The 17,063-nt window shown below is 49.4% G+C and carries 17 protein-coding genes; 5 read left to right on the top strand and 12 right to left on the bottom strand.

The window, feature by feature from the left end; translation table 11 throughout:
* The first annotated feature begins 92 nt into the window (after window positions 1-92).
* The 4 genes from QGP82_RS22815 (at window position 93) to QGP82_RS22800 (ending at window position 2,520) form a co-directional block, all read left to right on the top strand.
* Window positions 93-470, top strand: a complete 378-nt coding sequence (locus QGP82_RS22815) for a hypothetical protein (RefSeq protein WP_163662396.1) — start codon at window positions 93-95, stop codon at window positions 468-470.
* Window positions 471-820: 350 nt separating this feature from the next.
* Window positions 821-1,165, top strand: coding sequence for a YbjQ family protein (locus QGP82_RS22810; RefSeq protein ID WP_006516189.1), 345 nt, complete (start codon window positions 821-823; stop codon window positions 1,163-1,165).
* A gap of 42 nt (window positions 1,166-1,207) precedes the next feature.
* Window positions 1,208-1,648, top strand: coding sequence for a YbjQ family protein (locus QGP82_RS22805; RefSeq protein WP_163662398.1), 441 nt, complete (start codon window positions 1,208-1,210; stop codon window positions 1,646-1,648).
* Window positions 1,649-1,680: 32 nt separating this feature from the next.
* Entirely contained in the window at window positions 1,681-2,520 is an 840-nt protein-coding gene (locus QGP82_RS22800) for a M48 family metallopeptidase (RefSeq protein ID WP_163702790.1), read from the top strand.
* A 47-nt stretch (window positions 2,521-2,567) separates the two neighbouring features.
* On the opposite strand, the gene QGP82_RS22795 is transcribed toward QGP82_RS22800, so the two are convergent.
* The 12 genes from QGP82_RS22795 to rpaB all read right to left on the bottom strand — a co-directional run bounded on the left by QGP82_RS22795 (window position 2,568) and on the right by rpaB (window position 15,163).
* Window positions 2,568-3,326, bottom strand: a complete 759-nt coding sequence (locus QGP82_RS22795; protein ID WP_499061130.1) for an RIO1 family regulatory kinase/ATPase domain-containing protein — start codon at window positions 3,324-3,326, stop codon at window positions 2,568-2,570.
* Between the two features lie 6 nt (window positions 3,327-3,332).
* Window positions 3,333-4,100, bottom strand: a complete 768-nt coding sequence (locus QGP82_RS22790; protein ID WP_163702788.1) for an HAD-IA family hydrolase — start codon at window positions 4,098-4,100, stop codon at window positions 3,333-3,335.
* Window positions 4,101-4,452: 352 nt separating this feature from the next.
* Window positions 4,453-5,382 (bottom strand): 2-hydroxyacid dehydrogenase, encoded by a 930-nt coding sequence (locus QGP82_RS22785; RefSeq protein WP_499061129.1) that lies wholly within the window; start codon window positions 5,380-5,382, stop codon window positions 4,453-4,455.
* 36 nt (window positions 5,383-5,418) lie between these two features.
* On the bottom strand, window positions 5,419-7,737 hold the full coding sequence (locus QGP82_RS22780; protein ID WP_499061128.1) for a CPBP family glutamic-type intramembrane protease: 2,319 nt from the start codon (window positions 7,735-7,737) through the stop codon (window positions 5,419-5,421).
* Window positions 7,738-7,956: 219 nt separating this feature from the next.
* A complete protein-coding gene (locus tag QGP82_RS22775) occupies window positions 7,957-8,925 on the bottom strand; it encodes a homogentisate phytyltransferase (protein WP_163702785.1) in 969 nt (322 codons plus the stop codon).
* 177 nt (window positions 8,926-9,102) lie between these two features.
* Window positions 9,103-10,173, bottom strand: coding sequence for an AI-2E family transporter (locus QGP82_RS22770; protein WP_499061127.1), 1,071 nt, complete (start codon window positions 10,171-10,173; stop codon window positions 9,103-9,105).
* Window positions 10,157-10,492, bottom strand: a complete 336-nt coding sequence (locus QGP82_RS22765) for a DUF2288 domain-containing protein (protein WP_499061126.1) — start codon at window positions 10,490-10,492, stop codon at window positions 10,157-10,159. The genes QGP82_RS22770 and QGP82_RS22765 overlap by 17 nt, the downstream gene beginning before the upstream one ends.
* A 72-nt stretch (window positions 10,493-10,564) precedes the next feature.
* Window positions 10,565-11,215, bottom strand: a complete 651-nt coding sequence (locus tag QGP82_RS22760) for a lysophospholipid acyltransferase family protein (RefSeq protein WP_499061125.1) — start codon at window positions 11,213-11,215, stop codon at window positions 10,565-10,567.
* 5 nt (window positions 11,216-11,220) lie between these two features.
* Window positions 11,221-12,099 (bottom strand): ACP S-malonyltransferase, encoded by an 879-nt coding sequence (fabD, locus tag QGP82_RS22755; protein WP_499061124.1) that lies wholly within the window; start codon window positions 12,097-12,099, stop codon window positions 11,221-11,223.
* A gap of 113 nt (window positions 12,100-12,212) precedes the next feature.
* Window positions 12,213-13,211, bottom strand: a complete 999-nt coding sequence (locus QGP82_RS22750) for a beta-ketoacyl-ACP synthase III (RefSeq protein WP_499061123.1) — start codon at window positions 13,209-13,211, stop codon at window positions 12,213-12,215.
* A gap of 6 nt (window positions 13,212-13,217) precedes the next feature.
* Window positions 13,218-14,252, bottom strand: a complete 1,035-nt coding sequence (gene plsX, locus QGP82_RS22745; protein ID WP_163662420.1) for a phosphate acyltransferase PlsX — start codon at window positions 14,250-14,252, stop codon at window positions 13,218-13,220.
* Window positions 14,253-14,434: 182 nt separating this feature from the next.
* Window positions 14,435-15,163: a response regulator transcription factor RpaB gene (gene rpaB, locus QGP82_RS22740; protein ID WP_031294240.1), complete on the bottom strand. Its 729-nt coding sequence runs from the start codon at window positions 15,161-15,163 to the stop codon at window positions 14,435-14,437.
* Between the two features lie 435 nt (window positions 15,164-15,598).
* Here rpaB and radA point away from each other — a divergent pair, with 435 nt between their 5' ends.
* Window positions 15,599-17,056, top strand: a complete 1,458-nt coding sequence (radA, locus tag QGP82_RS22735) for a DNA repair protein RadA (protein ID WP_499061122.1) — start codon at window positions 15,599-15,601, stop codon at window positions 17,054-17,056.
* The last annotated feature ends 7 nt before the right edge of the window (window positions 17,057-17,063 follow it).

Raw genomic sequence — 17,063 nt, 5'->3', positions numbered from 1 at the left:
TTTCTCCTTAGCTGGGGCAGATACCACCACGGACCTACGTATCTGTCTCGGCTCTACTACCTGCTCCTGTTGCTTACCCTTACCCGTTGCCCATGCTCTCAATCCCCTTAATCGAAATCACTCAACTGGTTGAACAATTGGCTGACTACCCTGAAGCCTTGCGATCGCTTCAAGAAATCGAAGACTGTGATGGCGATTTAAACGATGCCGCCCTATCATTAGCCCTTAGAGCTGGGTTAGAACCGACCGAAAACGACGGTTGGCTAGAAGGCTTTGCCAAACGCTATCGCCACATCGCTTGTTTGCCAGAATTTCGAGCTAATTTGACAAAGCAGCAGATCATCGGTTTGATCCAACACCTCACCCACAATAGCCAGTGCCCCAATCTGTTAGCCGTGCCCGTCGTGTTATACATCAGCAAAACTGGGGTAGATCATTTTTGCCAGAGTTTTGACAATAGTCGAGTCTAAGCAGAGTATGGGGCCTTTTAGCCTGACCTATCGGTATTTTTCCTTAGAAAATGCTGGATCAGCGCACTATTGCACAAATTTTGTGTAAAGCAACTTTTATAAAAGCAAGGGAATTATATAGCAGACGATAAAATCAAGCCGTTGTCACAGAGGCCATGGGGCAGAGATACCTAACTGCCATGATTAAGACCACCTATGGTTTAACAGTCCATACAAAGTGACAACGGAATTTGATCTCTATCCTATGTAGGTATCAAAGGAACCGTCACTGCAATGGGTGACTGGACGCTTTTTCACCCATAGGCAAACTACTGTAATACTGTAATTTAATTACTTATCGGAGCTTTGGAATGACACGCTCAACTGCTCGTGCAACGAACATTACCCTGACTAATCTAGAGGGTGTACCGGGCAAGGAAATTATCGAGCACTATGGCCTAGTACAAGGCAGCACCATTCGCGCTAAGCATGTGGGCAAAGATATCCTTGCAGGATTCAAAAATATTGTCGGCGGCGAATTGAAAGCCTATACAGAGCTGCTACAAGAATCCCGACAAGAAGCCGTTAATCGGATGGTGATGCAGGCTGAACAGCTGGGTGCAAACGCCGTTATCAATGTCCGATTTGCCACTTCATCCGTTGCCCCTGGTGCAGCTGAGTTATTTGCTTATGGTACTGCGGTTAAAGTCCAGTAACAGTATCCAGAACTCCTTGCAGATAAAACCATAGGCAAAACCATGGACAATATTATTGTTTTTTTGATTTTGATCGGGATAGGTTACTTTGTCGGTAATCGCCGCGAGCGTAAACACTACGAAGACATTAAACGCCGCGAAAAGCAAAGCCTCCACGTACCGGTCATGAGCTGGGGAGCAAAACAAGACCTGCCCTATGCCCATGAATCCGAACTATTCGTAGGGAGTGTTGTTATTGCCAACGATTATTTCAAGACAGCTTCCGCTACGTTACGCAACCTCGTAGGCGGCCGGGTCATCGTATATGAAACCCTGATCGACCGAGGACGGCGAGAAGCCATGCTGCGCATGAAAGAATCCGCCATGGAGTGGGGAGCCTCTCAGGTACTTAATATCCGCTTTGAAACCTCTAACATCGCGGGTCAGAGTTCAGGCGGCATGGGAGCCGTTGAGATTATGGCTTACGGCACTGGCATTCGTTAACTCTGCAACCCAGTAACCATAACCCAGCAACCATGAAATATACCCCGCGCGAAATCGTCGATGAGGTCAATATTACGCCGGTTCATCCCCTCGTTAATTTTGGCTATCTCATGGGCACCGTCGTTACGGCGGGGGTAACTCTTTATGTAGGTCTTGGGATAGCTGGCGCTCAAATTGCGGCACGCATGGGTCCCAAGGCCGAAACTCAGGTGGGAAAAGTGGTTTTTGATAGCCTATTCACTGGAGCTTCTCTAATCCATGAGGGGCAACAGTTTGACTATGTTGAGGCCCTGGCAGAATCGTTACTCACTGACGAATTAAAACAGCGCCCCGAACTCCAGGTTCACATCATGGAGGAGTACAGCCCCAACGCCATGGTGATCCCTGGCGGCCATGTATTTGTCACCACAGGGCTGCTCGACGACATCGAAACGGAGAATGAGCTCGCATTCGTACTGGCCCATGAGCTTGGCCATTTTGAACATCGAGATACACTGCGGAGTCTGGGGCGCTCCCTCGTATTTTTAAGTTTGAATAGCCTGTTGGGTTTTAGCGGTGTACAGCTACCGCCGTTTCTAACTAGCTCCATTAGTCTGGCAGATTTACACTACAGCCGCGAGCAGGAAGAGCGGGCCGATATCTATGCCATTGAAATGATGCAAGAGCGCTATGGCCATGTAGACTATTCCCTTGACTTTTTTAAGCGATTAAATGAACAAGAATTAGACCTGGGTGTCGCTAACCGTTTACTGGAATGGCAGTCCACACATCCGCTGACGGAGTCACGGATTGAACAATTAGAGACCCTGGCCACTCAACGAGGTTGGGCTTTGGAGGGGGAACCAACCCCATTACCCAACCAATTAGATTAATCAGACACTAGTAGGTTTTCTCCCATAGCTAGCTTCAAGATAAAGACTTAAACCTCAACTAATCCCAAATAGGTTATTAGGGAGTGTAGGTTCGCCCGAGATGGCTGGTGCTTATAACTTCGTAGATGCTCAACTAATACTGACTTGCTAACACTGGCAAACCATGGTCGCAAAAGCTGGGCAATCTGGGTGCTGATAAACAGCCCCTGCACCAATGTCGTAACATTGGCCGGGCGTCGCTCCAAACTAGTCTTATTAAAATCTATGAGTACCGGTTTTTGAGAACACATCAGGGCATGGGCTGTAATGCAGCGCAGATCGCCATGATCTATCCCAGCCTGATCTAAGCGGTATGCCTGATCAATAAGCTGTGACACCAGGCTACGAATGTCCTCAGCCGGCTGTGGGGTTTGTAGCCAATCCACCAGCATAGGACCGTCGATGAAGTCCATTAGCAAGAAGTGATCGCTGTGAGCGATATATTTTGGGCCAACATCCACTGTATTAGCCCGTTGTAACATATCGGCTTCTGTACGCAAATTGGTTTGTGGGGCGGGCGCTCGCAGAATTTTTAGCACGCGATCGCATCCTTGATGGCGCACCCGCAACACCACGCCACAGTAGCCCGAGCCTAGAATTGCAAAGTCCGCTAAGGTCTCTGGGCCATAGGAATATATCGCATCAATCCCGCAGGTCTGTAGCTCAGCCCAGCGGTGGCTCAGCATCTCCTGATTACCGTTGGGATAGGCCAACAGCTGTCGAGCTGGACTATCCCAAAATTGCCCGAGGCTGAGGGCAGTCGTCACAGACACCTAAGCGCACAGCTGACGGGCTACGTCCACGGTGAAGTAGGTTGAATCACCGGCGCTGCCAGCTAATACATTGAAAGGAGTATCGGGGGTACCCAAATCGCTGAGCACCAGCTGAGCGCCAGTAAAATCTTGCGCTTTCGTATATTCATTGACGGTGACGACGGTTTTCAGTCCCGTCGGCGTAGCCGAAAGCAAACCGTTGTTGGTATCCTCAAAAGCCAAACAGTTTTCTGCAGGCAAGTCGATATGTTCTAGGGCATATTCGTAAACATCGGGGGCAGGCTTTTTCTTGGGCACCATGTCGCCTGCGGCAATCACGTCAAACCAGTTTAGGCTATCGGCACCGAGGGTATTTTCGAGTAATGCCTGGACATTGGCTGGAGTGGTGGTGGTTGCGATCGCAAGTCTCACCCCTTCACTGCGCGCCTCATTGAGAAAACGTTCTACACCAGGGCGTAGGGGAATTTTGCCCGCTGCCGCATACTGCTTGTAATAGGTTGTTTTAGTCGCATGCAGATGCTTGATCATGGCATCTAAATCGCTAAACTCTGAGGGTAACTGGAAATCACCGAGATAGTCCTGCACATAGGCACGAATACGCTCTTTGCCGCCTGATACCTTGAGCAGTTTGCCGTAGAGTTCCGGTGTCCAATCCCAATCTAGACCTATATCTGTAAATGCTTGGTTAAAGGCGGGCCGATGGCCATCCCGCTCAGTTTCCGCCAAGGTGCCATCCACATCAAAAATCAAGGCCTTTAACTCTGCCACAGATTTCTCCTATCCACTAAAATCTCCAAACCTGATTTTACCGTCATTGGGAAACGGCCCATAGAACGCAAATAACATCCCAAGGGCTACAAATTTTCAACTCGTAGATTTTGCTACAAACTTGCAGCCAACCTGCTTGATATGTTGTATCTGAATGATGTGATCAGTGCAGGCCAATACACAGTTGGAGCTGCATTTCGATTCAACTATCGTTCACATACTCATGTGCCTATTCAGGCATTTCTCGAAGCGTTTCAACAAGAGACTCAACCACTTGGTTGGGCTCTTTTTTTATTTTATTTTCTCTGCCAGAAAGATAAAGATGCAGAGAGCATGATGAGACCAGGCAGTATTAATATCCACGTCGAATATCCACCTGATTTAGCAATGGTTGTTTCTGTTGCATCCGTCGATAGTTTTCAACGATCTGTGGAGCCACAGAAACAGGATGGGTCAAGCTAGCAATGTGGGGAGTTATCGTAATTTTTGGATGACTCCAAAAGGGATGATCCTGGGCTAAGGGTTCTTGACGAAACACATCCAGGCAAGCGCCAGAAAGATGATTTTCATTTAGCAGTGAGAGTAACTCTCCCTCAACTAAATGATGACCTCGGGCCACGTTAATAAGGTAGGCTCCCTTGGGAAGCTGGAGCAACGTCTTTGTATTGAGAATATTTTCAGTTTCAGCGGTCAACGGCAATAAACAAACAAGAATTTCACTAGCTGCTAAAAAGTCCGATAGCTGTTGTTGCCCAGCAAAGACTTGCACATTGGCAATGGACTTGGGGCGACGTGACCAGCCGACCACCTGAAACCCTACCTGGACCAGGCGAGTGGCTACAGTGCTCCCAATTTGCCCAAGACCCATGACACCAACGGTGACGTCATCTACATTACGTGGTGGCAGGGGCTGCCACTGTTGCTGTTGTTGGTGTTGAGCATAGTCAGGAAACTGACGCACATGGTTGAGGGTGGCCGCTAAAACATAGTCTCCCATCTGGCTCACCAGCCTTGGATCAACCATGCGCACTACGATCATCTGCGCAGAAATGGAACCATCTTGCAAAAGATTATCCACCCCTGCCCCCATGGAAGAAATCACCTTGAGGTTGGGATATTGGGAAAAAATGCCCTGGGGTTGAGCCCAAACAAGGGCAAATGTGACATCAGCTTTATCCCCATCGTCAGGCCACACCCGCAGATCTATCTTTGGATCGATCGCTTGAATAGCAGCCACCCAAAGTGCAGGATCTTTAGTTGGACAAATCAGACTCAGAGTCATGGCAGCCTTGCTGTTGGTCTACATTATCGTTAACGATTAATTGTAGAAGCACAAATGATGCCACCCTCCTAAAAAGATTAGCCAGATGGCTACAACTATCCAATGCAATCCCACCACAGTCCACAGAGAACCGGTATTTACATAAAGCGCCACACAGCTTAGCCCCAACAGAGCAGTTAATCCAATAAACAGGGGTCGACTAAATAATGCCACTAGATGACTTCTAAACAAGATTGCCTGAAGGGGATGACTAATGCTAAAGAGTGCCATGCTTAACACCGCCCACAAAAGTAATGTGGTGGATAAAACCCCTTCAGTAGGATGGGGTAACAGTAATACTCGAAACAGTAGTTCTTCTATGAGGGCAGGGACAACAAGAGCGCGTAGCAGCCGTAAAACTAGTTGCCCAGGGGGCACACGACCCAAAATGTTTTGCAACGACAACAGTTTGCCCCATAGCCCCAGCGGGATAGCGATCGCACCATAACCAACAGCTACAGCTAATGTCATCAACCAATCACTGAAACTAGGCACTCTTAGAGCTTCAATCAGGCGAGAAAATGCTGTCGGGATAAAAAAGTATTGACCAAATAATTCCGTAGGAGCTAAGGGCAGAATTGTTGGATCGTTGCCTCCAATCTGATTGGTTCTCAGAAACCGTAGTGTGGCCCCTTGCCCATAAAAGATGATGGCCAGATGATCGTAGGCCACCCGAGGGATAATCGTACGCCAACTAAGCAGCTGAGTGATTAGATTATTTTTGCGATCGAGGGACTGATCGCGTGTACCGGCTAAAACTTCAGAATTCTGCTGCCAGTCCGGTCGCACAATGCCGACGGGCACCAGCGCATTTTCTAACCGTTTCCCTAAAACGGCCAGTGGTTGCAGCTGTTGGGGATCAACCGGCGGTTGATGGCGCACCTGGGTTTCAATTTGCTTAATGGTTTTATAGAGAGCCTGGCTAGAATCTTGAATACAGGATTGGGCAGGCGTCACCACGGCAGCGCCGGTCCCATCCCCAACTCGATAGCGGGCAGTCATAATCTGTAGTTGCTGCGCCAGCATCGCCAAAGGCTGAATGCTGGCCCCTGCCTGGCCATAATCCTGGGTTAATGTATCAAGCCTGACGATGACATCAGAAACAGGACGTGTGCCCATCCAGCCCCGTTGGAGATTGCCCATGTACTCTTCCCAGCTGAGTTTGCCAGACACAATCCCATTGGGGTTATGGGCATAGACCTGATGATAATGAATGTTAAATCGTAGCTTTTGCGTGATGGCATCACGCACCACGGTGGCAATGCCGTAGGAGAAATGTCCCGTTACTGTACCCACCACCGGAGGCTTTTCTGCTCGCTCGCCACCAATACCGCCAAAAATATGCAGCACTAAGCCCTGATCGCCCTCCTGCCAATCGGTTTGGCCTAGTTGTACAGTTTCGATGGTGCCTTTGCGATCGCGAGTCCGTCGCCAGTTACCAAAGTTGATATAGTTCAGTCCATCATCAGGGGCCGTAATTGTGGCATCGGGCTCCAACTCAAACAGGGCACGGGGAGCCAGGGCCTGCACCATAAATTGCCCTTGCCCGTTGGGGCTGCCATAAACATACCAACCACGTTCACCCGCAGGTGATTGTTCTAGCTGTTTCAGGCTAAACTGCCGTACCCCATTAACAGCCGGAACCTCTGGCAAATAAATAGCATCTAACGCCCCATCGAATTCCTGGGAATCTGGATTATAGTGGCGTACCTGAAACTGCCAACAGACTGCGGGGCATGTGGTTTTCACCGCCGCAGCGGATGCTATTTTGACTAAACCATAAAATCGCTCAGCTATTTGAGTTGGCTCTTGAGCAATGGTGAGACCATCTTCCTTTCGCCTGACGCCTGCTAGAGACACCAGTACATCATCCTGAGGGCGGGCCCCTGCTAAGGACTGCAATGGCCCCACAGTTTTCCAACCATCAAGCCTTTGGGGATGTACGTTACCCGCTTGCTGGCTTTCATCGGCCTCAGAGCTAAAGCGGAGATCCCGACTGACCAAGTTGACATAGGCAGCCAGACTGGCATCAGCTTGCCAGGTTAAGGCAACGGTTTGTCCGACCAAGTCCTGATCAGACGATGGCGTGTGGAGTAACTCTATCCAGGCCCAGTCTCCCGGTTTGGCTTCAACTTCGTCTAATTGGGGCAAAACCAAGCGCCCTATCCAGTCAGCCACTGGCTGATAATGCTCGGGGGGTTTAGCCACCTCTATGGAACTGGGGAGAGCGTTGGTCAGAATGTCATAGTTAGACAGCCGCTGCACGGTCTCTGCTCTAGTACAACCTGAGACACCCAGCAAGATAACCAGGGCCATGCTGAGCCCTAGGCTCCATGAGCCTATCCAAAGATGCGATAGTCCTCGCCAAAACCGTAAATTTACAGGCACATTTGGGCTCCCGTACACTGTTGCCTAGGAGTACATAACTATAGAACGCCTTTCCTTACGATTTCTAGGTTTAGGCTGATAAGCACTATCCCTCAATACTCTGCACCGCATTAGCATGCTTCATACAGGTGCTTCTTATACGGGCTACTAATACAACAAGCAGGCAGTGGGGAAAATCAGGTATTCGATAAACAATAATTTCCAGATGAATTGGTAATACTCTCTGTGACTCATATAGGCACTGCTAGCATTACCAGACTCTAGCTGCACTTGACGGCTCAGATACCAGAAATAACCCAGTGCCAAGCCATGGGTGACCGCTAAAAATTCAGTATTGATGGCCGAAATCAATGGCGCGGTCAGAATGAGGCTAATGTAACAAACCGTGAGCAGCCACCAGACACTCCGCAATATCTTGGCTATTCTCCAATCGTCGATAACATAGGATGCGTCTTGCAATTTTTTTAGTAGTGCGATCGCACTACTAAACAGCAACACCACCAGCGTCAACACCCATACCCGACCAGGTACCTGGGGCAGCAATCCCAGCTGGCTTGCCACATGCAAATAGATCCCTAAATTCACCACTGCCCCCCTCACCAACAGGGTGCAAAATGAAGCCAGCAGAGGGAATCGTTTTAATCGCAGCGGGGGCAGTGAATAGGCTGTACCAATCGCTAGACTGAGCCAAACAGTAACCATTAAATAAAGGCTCTGGGATAACACTGCCAGCAAGATGGCACCGCTACAGGCAATGCCCACTAGCATCTTGGCCTGGGCAGACGAAAACTCTCCTGTTGCGATGGGCAGATAAGGTTTCTCGACATGATCAGCGGCAACATCTTCAATCTGATTGAGACCAACAATGTAAATATTGGTACACATACAAACCAACCAAGTCAGCCAGAGAGCACTGATCCCCTGCCACACATCAAATGTCCCAGGTGATAGCCCTGCCGGGTGGCGAGTTGCCCAGGCAATGCCAAACAACCCCAATACGCTCAGGCTAGTGCCCACAATCGTATGGGGTCGAGAAAACTTCCAAAACGCCCGCAACCATGGGATAGGACTTTGCAATAGATTTAGAGATGGAGGACTAAGTGCAGATTTAGTCATCGGCATTATGGGGAACCTCTCAAATCACCATGCCGAGTTTTCCCGAGACCGTCAACAGATTCCGAGCATTGTTGAAATGCTTAATAGATCTGCTAAACATTTGTATCTTCCTAGGCAGAGGGCTCTCATTTTTATTGTTTGCAGGAGCGTTCCATAGAATGCCTCTAAAACATTCCGTTACGTCGACCGCCCTTTCAGTTCATCCACATCCAATAGGCTCACAATCACCCCAGCAATAGGAATTGCCAGAAACACCCCCAGTAACCCCGCTACTCGTACGCCAACAAGCAGGGCAAAAAACATGACCACCGGATTAATATTCAGAGAGTCTCGCATCACATGGGGTAACAACATATTCTCTTCGACTTGTTGTAACAAAATACACACCACAATGGATTGCACAGCCATACCCAATCCTTGTGACAACAACAACAACCCTATTAATCCCACCCCCAATGTGGCACCAATGCCAGGTATCAGGTCAAAAAGCCCCGCAATAACGGCTAAAACCAGGGCATAGGGAATCTTCAGCAGCAAAAAAACAACAAACGTAGACACTGCAAAAAAGATGGACAACAGCAGTCGTCCCCAAAAAAATCCAAGAAGATTTTGCTGAATGGTTAAGGTTAATCGCTTCTGCTGGTTGGCAGGGACCGCCTTTAAAGTCCATCGCCATAGGCGAGGGCCATCTAGCATCATAAAAAAAGTCACCACAGCAATGAGAATTGCATTGATGAAATTTTCCAGCAGTGTCTGCACCAACCCCAAGCCAGATCCCAATAGGTTAGTTGCTTGCTGCTGTAGCTGTTCTCCCAGGGCTTGCAGATCTACCTGCACATTCCACTGCCGTAGTGCAGTTTCAACAAATTCTATGATCGGCAGCAAAGCATTGAGAAAATCAGTGCCATTTTCTAGCAAATTTTGGCCTTGAGCAATCACGGCTAACGCCAGGGTGGTTGTCATACCACCAACCAGTATCAAAGCCACCATAAACACCCCAAAGACAGCCATGCCATGGGGTAAAAAGCGGCGACACCATCGCACCGGATAACTGAGCAAAAACGCTAAAACCGTGGAAATCACAAAAATGACCACCACGATTTCAAAATACGTCAATAGCTGCAATACGCCCCAGCCACTCGCTAAAAGCAGGAGAAATCGCACAAGCACCGAATTGTCTAGCTGAGCCAAAACGGCCTGTATTGTCTCCAGCGAGGGCTTTGTCTGCGGGTTAAGTCGAGGAGCCACTATTACTATTGGTGTCCGCTACTTGCAAAATCTCTTGGACTAAAACATAGGGCTGAACAATGAGAGACTGCAACCGATTGGGAGGGCCATCCACACCCCAAGTCTGTAGTTGCTCCCTGGAAGGTTTGGTAATTAGCTGCTCACCAATCCAGCGTTGCACAAACTGTACATTGTCATTGGTCAAGGCCATGCCCACTTCCACTAGATCAAGCTGAGGATCTACAAAGACAACCGTATCACGGGCAATATGAGGTTTTAGCCAATTCCACTCGGTAGGACCCACCATATTCGCTAGGTCTTGTCTTAAGTCTTGGGTCATTTTATGGCTCCGCTGGACAGTGGTAGGTCAAAAAACTATCACTCTGATTGAAGAATTATTGTAACCTTTGCATCACCGCCCAAGATCGTGCATGGCATGGATGCGATCGCAACAATAGTCGGTCAAAGTCCGTAGCGCCGCCTTATCCTTGGTAGACTCTGGCGGTGCAATGGACGGGCCAATGCGCACAGTCACCGGTAAAGGCTTGGGAAATTTGCCCCCCCGGGGCAAAATGCGATGGGTTCCCCATAGACTGACGGGCACTAACGGCACTTGAGCCTTAGCAGCAATCATTGCCGCCCCCAGTTTTGGCTCCGGGATACGGCCATCACGGGTGCGGGTTCCCTGTAGAAATACACCCACGGCCCACCCTTTTTCCAGCTGTTGCAAGGCCGCCTGAATCGCCCCACGAGCTGACCCACCACGCTTTACTGGATAAGCCCCATAGGCACGAATTGCAGGCGCTAAAACCGGCACCTTAAACAACTCTTGCTTCGCCATATACGAAACGGGACGGCGCACGCAGGAGGACACAATCGGTGGATCAAAGTCACTGGCATGGTTAGCCACCACCAGCACCGGGCCTGTTTTGGGCATATTTTCTGCACCATAGATGCGTCCACGAAAATAGCCCCTCAGCATTGGATTAACCACCGACCACTTAAACAGGTAGTAAAGCAGCAAACTGAGTCTAGGTTCCCGCTGTCGTGGGTGATGATTCACTGGCTTCAAAACGCTTCAACCTGCTCTAAAGTACCGATGTTTTTCAGCCCTAAGCTGCGGCAAGTACGCTTGATCAAGCCGGTAAGGACTTTCCCTGGCCCCACTTCAACAACAGTGTCTATGCCCTGGTCAGGCAGACTCAGGGAGATTTCACGCCAGCGTACCGAGCCCGTCATCTGCTGCATCAGACGCTTTTTCAACAGGTCTCCATCGGTGGTTGGTGTGGGATCCACATTGGAGAGCACGGGAACACTGGCATCTTTGAAGGGCACATCAGCCAGTATCTGATCAAACTCATGGGCAGCAGGGGCCATCAACGGAGAATGAAAGGCTCCCCCCACATTAAGCTTGACGGCCCGCTTCACCTTAATGCCGTGCATAATGGCTTCAACTGCCTGGGGACTGCCTGAAATCACCACCTGGCCAGGATTATTATCATTGGCCAGTACCACGCCTTCGGTCAGCGCCAGTTTCTCCTCCAGTTCCTGGCGCTGAAACCCCATCAGAGCAGCCATCGCCCCATCGTCAGCCTGGGCCATCAATTCTGAGCGCCGCTTCACCAGACAGAGACCGGTAATAAAATCAAACACCCCAGCTGCGTAAAGGGCAGAATACTCTCCCAGACTATGGCCAGCTGTCATGTCAGGGTGATGGCCTTTTTCCCCCAACAGATCTACTAAAATGCATTCAATCACATAAAGACAGGGTTGGGTATACAGGGTGTTGGCCTGCTGAAATTCCTCACTTTGCGATTGGCCCAATACTGACCAACCCAAAACATCTTCAGCCTCTGCCAATCTGTCTTTGGCCACATCGACCAAATCATTACCCATACCTACAGACTGGGACCCTTGCCCCGGAAATACCCACACGGTCTTTGTCATTGTTATTAGCGTATTCGTCCGTTCTTCAATGTCTCAGTAAATGACGCATTCGAAAAGGGTAGGCAAGCAGCCGATAACGCAGGGTGGGCGTCGTCTGCCGCACCTTGCAAATCTTATAGCCCCCATTCCAGCAAGGCTGCACCCCAGGTTAAACCTGCGCCAAAACCAGATATTGCAATTTTGTGGCCAGACTTGACATTACCGGTGCGCACCCATTCATCTAACGCAATGGGAATCGAGGCAGCAGATGTATTGCCGTGCTTGGCCATATTGCTAACCACCCGATCGTTCGGCAGCTTTAGTCGTTTCGCAACGGCGTCTAAAATACGCTGGTTGGCCTGGTGTAAGATCAGCCAGTCAATGTCGTCAGCCGCTAGGCCTGCATGGAACAGGGTCTTTTCTAAAACCTCTGGCACTCGACTAACAGCAAAACGGTAGACTTCACGGCCATTCATTGTAATGGTCTTAAATGTCCCCTGTTGGCTGGTAACACCATCCATTAGAGCGTTCGATTCAGGCTGATAGGCGAGGCGCAAACAACCGTTCATCGAGCCATCGCTGTGCATTTCAAAGCCCAGTAAACGGTCGCGATCGCACGCCTGCATCACAACGGCTCCGGCTCCATCGCCAAACAGTACACAGGTAGTCCGATCTTGCCAGTCGACCCAACGGCTCAACAAGTCAGCACCAATAACCACAACATTTTGGTAAGTACCGGTGCGAATAAACTGAGCGGCGGTGACGATACCAAACACAAACCCTGAACAAGCTGCCGTCAGGTCAAAGGCAACGGCACGATTTGCTCCAATGGCCGCCTGTACCTGACAGGCAGTACCAAACAAATCGTCAGGGGTGGAGGTGGCCAGGATGATTAAATCAATGTCGTCAGGGGCGAGATTAGCGGCTGCGATCGCAGCTTGAGCAGCTTGAGCAGCCAACTCAGTCAGCGACTCGTTCATGCTAGCCAGATGACGCTGGCGAATGCCTGTGCGGGTAGAAATCCACTCGTCAGAGGTTTCAACCATTTGACTGAGCATATCGTTACTCAGCACTGTCTCAACCTGAGCACTACCGCTGCCAATAAAGGCCACACCGGCCTCACCTTTTATCATTAGTTTCTAGTCTCCGTTGGTCACTGATGCAGCAACCTTTTGGTACTGCCCCTGGATATGCCCAATCACACCGTTATCGACAGCCTCTTTAGACAGACGAATAGCATTAAATATGGAAGGTGCGTTAGAGCTACCATGACTAATTACAGCCACACCGTTAACCCCTAACAACAAAGCACCACCATGCTCAGCGTGATCGAGACGTTGTTTAATACGCTTGAGATTGCCTTTGAGAATCAGCACTCCCAGCTTTCCTAAAATACCGCGTGGTAGTTCCTCTCGGAGAATATTGACAGCAACCTCACCAACGGCCTCAGCAAATTTCAGTAATACATTGCCAACAAAACCATCGCAGACAATCACATCAAAATTGCCTGAAAGGACGTCTCGCCCTTCGGCATTGCCCACAAAATTGATAGTCGTTGAATCGAGCAGGGCCTGATGCACTTGCACAGCAACATCGTTACCCTTACTGGGCTCTTCACCAATATTGAGCAAACCAACCCGAGGATTTTTCGCCCCAAAGGCATACTCGGAGTAAACACTACCCATAAGAGCAAATTGCTCTAAAAATTTGGGTCGACAGTCAACATTGGCACCCACATCCAAAATTAAAACCGGCTTGCCAGCCACCACCGTGGGAAAGACTGCACCAATAGCAGGTCTGTCAATCCCCTTAATCCGACCTAGACGCAAAAGGGCAGCTGCCATAGCTGCCCCAGAATGACCTGCTGACACAACAGCATCAGCACGACCTTTCTTCACCATATCCATGGCGACATTGATCGATGCATTACGCTTTTTGCGTAGAGCGCTAAGTGGCTCCTCATGCATCTCAATCGTGCCCTCAGATGGCACAATCTCAATCCGACTTAAGCTGTCGGGGTTAGCCACAGAAGCCCTAATTTGGTCAGGATTACCGACAAGCAAGATTTCAACATCTAGCTCTTCCCTTGCCCTAATAGCTCCAGCAACGATTTCGGCAGGTGCATAATCGCCCCCCATTGCATCAACTGCGATCCGCGCTTGAGTTAAGCCCATCGAATTGAATCTATAGAAACTTTAAGAAATTCTATCAGACTGAAACCGAGTGAAAATCCACAACTACAGTTTTCTGACAAAAGCTCAACCCCAAGCTTCCAAATATTCGGGCATTAACCCCATATACAGATACATCCCCAGAGACACAAATCATTTCAGCCAATTAGCTGATCTGATGGAGACTACTCTTCGCCAGGCTCAACAATTCGCTGGAAAAGGTACCCCGTTCCCCGTGCTGTCAAAATCAACTCAGGATTGCTGGGGTCATCTTCCAACTTCGCCCGCAATCTGGAGATATGGACATCCACCACACGAGTATCCACATGACGCTCAGGCGTATAGCCCCAAACTTCTTGCAAAATCTCGGAGCGAGAAAAGGGCTCACCAGAACGACTCACCAGGAGTTCCAGCAAACTAAACTCCATACCCGTTAGCCGGATACGCTCATCACCTTTGTATACCTGACGCTTATTGGTATCAATTCGAATATTGTTGATGGTGATCACACCAGAACTGGGGATACCAGAGGTACCAGTTTTCTCAACTCGGCGCAATACAGAACGGATTCTAGCCTCCAACTCTTTGGGGGAGAAAGGTTTCACCACATAGTCATCAGCACCCAATTCTAAGCCAGTAATACGATCCGCCACATCCCCCAGCGCCGTCAACATAATGATTGGGATGTCAGATTCCTTGCGTAACTCTTGACAAACGCCATAGCCATCGAGCTTGGGCATCATCACATCAAGAACAACTAGATCAGGAATTTCATGCCGGAAAGTGTCTAACGCTTCTTCGCCATCCGCCGCAGTTACGACATCGTAGCCAATCATCGAAAGGCGGGTTTCCAGGATACGACGAATACTGGCTTCGTCATCGACAACCAAGATTTTCTCTTTTACGCTTTCCAAAGTTTCTTGAACTCCTACATAACGGCGACGGCAGAAGACTTCGACCGTTGAAGGGCAGAGCATATGGCTCAAACCCTTGAAAAACCGACAAATTCATCAACTGTTAGGTGTCTCAAAAAAGATCGAAACCCATCAGTAATTGAAGGACTCCTGATTAAAGCTTTAATTAGAGCTTATTTAAGATACCTAACATTGTATTGCGTTTTTCAAGCCATCACCTTTTGTTGCTGAGGTTTTCAACGTTTCTTAAGGTTGTTCTCCAACAGTCAAAATTTGTAGAGTATATTATCGGTGATTTTTTCGTTAACAAGTTTTGCACAGATTTACTTAAAGTTGTTCGTCCGTCTCTAAGCATCTATACCCTGGATCCATTGGGTTTTTAGCCCCTGCCAATGTTTACCATATATCTATAGTTCATTTGTTTCAATAACAGGCATGGCTAAAACTCGCTCGATTTACGTATGCAATGAATGCGGCGCAGAATCGCGGCAGTATTTTGGCAAATGTGCCGTGTGTGGCAGCTGGAATTCCCTGGTGGAACAGGTAGTAGAGCCTGCATCTAGCAAAAGCCGCCCAGGGCATCGCAGTACCACCAGCAAACGAGGAGAGACTAAACCTCGTCTCTCTAAAACGTTTAACCAAATTGCCGATCACCCTCAAACGCGTATTACCTCTGGCTATGGCGAGCTTGACCGGGTGTTAGGGGGGGGCATTGTGCCGGGTTCTTTGGTACTGGTGGGCGGCGACCCTGGCATCGGTAAATCTACACTGTTATTGCAAACTGCCAATCAATTGTCAGCGCGGACGGCGGTCTTATATGTATGTGCTGAGGAATCGGGGCAGCAGGTGAAGTTGAGATCGCAACGCCTCGGCATCGCGGCTAATCAGGGAAAAACATCGGATAAAGTGGGCAGTGTCCAGCCGACAACTCAAAATTCCTCAGAATCGCTATATCTCCTGCCAGAAACCGATTTGGACACCATCCTTTCAGAACTGGAATCCCTACGGCCTCGGGTTGCCGTCATCGATAGTATTCAGGCATTGTTCTACAACCAACTCACCTCTGCACCGGGGTCAGTATCCCAGGTACGGGAATGTACTTCGGCGCTGATGCAGCTGGCCAAACGAGAAAATATCACGCTGTTTATCGTCGGTCATGTCACCAAAGAAGGGGCAATTGCTGGCCCTAAGGTGCTAGAGCACCTGGTAGACACAGTGTTGTACTTTGAAGGCGATCGGTTTGCAAGCCATCGACTGCTGCGGTCGGTCAAAAACCGCTTTGGGGCTACCCATGAGCTGGGGGTCTTTGAAATGGTCTCCCAGGGGTTAGAGGAAGTTCCCAACCCATCTGCTCTATTTATGGGAAATCGAGATGAACAGGTGCCAGGAATTTCCACAATTGTGGCCTGTGAGGGTTCACGGCCTCTAGTGGTGGAGCTTCAGTCCTTGGTAAGTCCCACCAGCTATAGCTCACCTCGGCGTTCGACCACCGGGATTGAATACAATCGCTTGCTACAGATTCTAGCCGTGCTAGAGAAACGGGTGGGGATTCCACTGTCTAAGCTGGATGCCTATGTGGCTTCGTCAGGTGGGTTGAGTGTCGGAGAACCGGCGGCAGATTTGGGAATTGCCATTGCCGTTGCTGCTAGTTTTCGCGATCGCATCGTCGATCCTGAGTTAGTCCTCATTGGAGAAGTGGGTCTTGGCGGTCAAGTACGCCCCGTTGCCCAAATGGAATTACGCCTCAAAGAAGCCGCCAAACTAGGATTTAAACGAGCATTAGTCCCTAAAGGCCAGAAAATACCAGGGTTGAACATGGAGATCACTGAAGTGGGCAGAGTAGTAGATGCGATCGCCACTGCCCTCGCATTTCAAGTTGATACAGACGAGTGAGCCATTG

It is taken from the genome of Leptothoe sp. LEGE 181152, from assembly GCF_032906605.1.
In the GTDB taxonomy this organism is placed as follows: Bacteria; Cyanobacteriota; Cyanobacteriia; order Phormidesmidales; family Phormidesmidaceae; genus Leptothoe; species Leptothoe turfae.
This window is presented reverse-complemented; position numbering and strand designations above follow the sequence as displayed.